The organism is Streptomyces sp. NPDC020362 (assembly GCF_040642095.1).
Lineage (GTDB): Bacteria > Actinomycetota > Actinomycetes > Streptomycetales > Streptomycetaceae > Streptomyces.
In genome coordinates this window covers 1-1203 of the sequence record NZ_JBFAET010000486.1, presented here as the reverse complement: position 1 = coordinate 1203, position 1203 = coordinate 1, and the positions used below count along the sequence as shown (strand labels likewise).

1 protein-coding gene is annotated in these 1203 nt (G+C 73.2%); it reads right to left on the bottom strand.

What is annotated here, in order from left to right; translation table 11 throughout:
* The coding region (locus AB0H32_RS48405; protein WP_361136152.1) for an acyltransferase domain-containing protein at positions 1–1174 on the bottom strand (1174 nt) is incomplete at its 3' end.
* Positions 1175–1203: the final 29 nt, after the last annotated feature.

The following is a 1203-nucleotide window of genomic DNA, read 5'->3' as shown; positions in this document are numbered from 1 at the left end:
GCTCCGCACCCGCATCGTGCAGTGCCTGGACAAGGAGTTCGGCGACGTCGGTCCGGTCGACGGTCCCCACCGGCACCTCGACCACCGCGACCTCGGCGCCGCGCGCCGACAGCGCCGCCGCGCACCCCTGTGTCAGGGCGTCGGCGGCCGGTTCGGCAGGAGCCACCAGCAGCCAGAGTCCGGAGAGCACCCGGGGGTCGGGCTCGGCGATCTGCGCCCAGCTCTCCCGGTACCGCCAGGCGGCCGTCACCGACCGGTCCTGCTCGCGGCGCCGCCAGGACGCCAGCGCGGGCAGGATCTCGCTCAGCGGGCGGTCGCCGTCCACCGCGAGTGTGTCGGCGAGCTGTGTCAGGTCGCCGCCCTCTACAGCCGCCCAGAACTGCGCCTCGGCCGCCGTGCTCGCACCGTCACCGCCCATCGCGGCACCGGCGGCGGTGAAGCCGAGAGCGCCCTTCGGCCAGTACCGCTCGTGCCGGAAGGCGTACGTCGGCAGTTCCACCCGCTCGCCGACCGGCAGCACCGCGGTCCAGTCCACCGCCACTCCGTGCACGAACGCCTCGGCCAGCGACGTGATCAGCCTCGTCGCGCCACCGTCGTCACGGCGCAGCGTGCCGCACACGGCAGCGGGCACCGCACCGGGACCGGAGTCCTGCGCGACCTCTTCGAGCGTGTCGTTCATCGCGCCCATCAGCACCGGGTGGGGTGTGACCTCGACGAACACCTGATGCCCCTGACCGGCCAGCACACGCACAGCCCGGTCGTAGTGGACCGGTGCCCGCAGGCTCCCGTACCAGTACCGGGCATCCAGCTCGGGACCGGAGAGCACCTCCCCGGTCATGGCCGAGACCATCGGCACGCGGCCCTGGCGCGGTGTCACACCGGCCAGGACGGACGTGATCTCCTCCTCCAGACGCTCCACCTGGGCGCAGTGCGAGGCGTAGTCCACGGCGACCATGCGGGCGCGGATACCGTCGGCCTCCAGCTCGGCCTGCAGTTCCTGCAGCGCCTGCGGCTCGCCCGACACCACGACCGCGGAGGGGCCGTTGACCGCCGCCAGCGACAAGCGGTCACCCCAGCGTGCGAGGCGCTCCGCGACGGCTGCTGCGGACTGGCTCACCGACATCATCCCGCCCGCACCGGCCAGGACCTTCAACGACCGCGAGCGAAGGGCCACGACACGCGCACCGTCCTCCAGGGACAGCA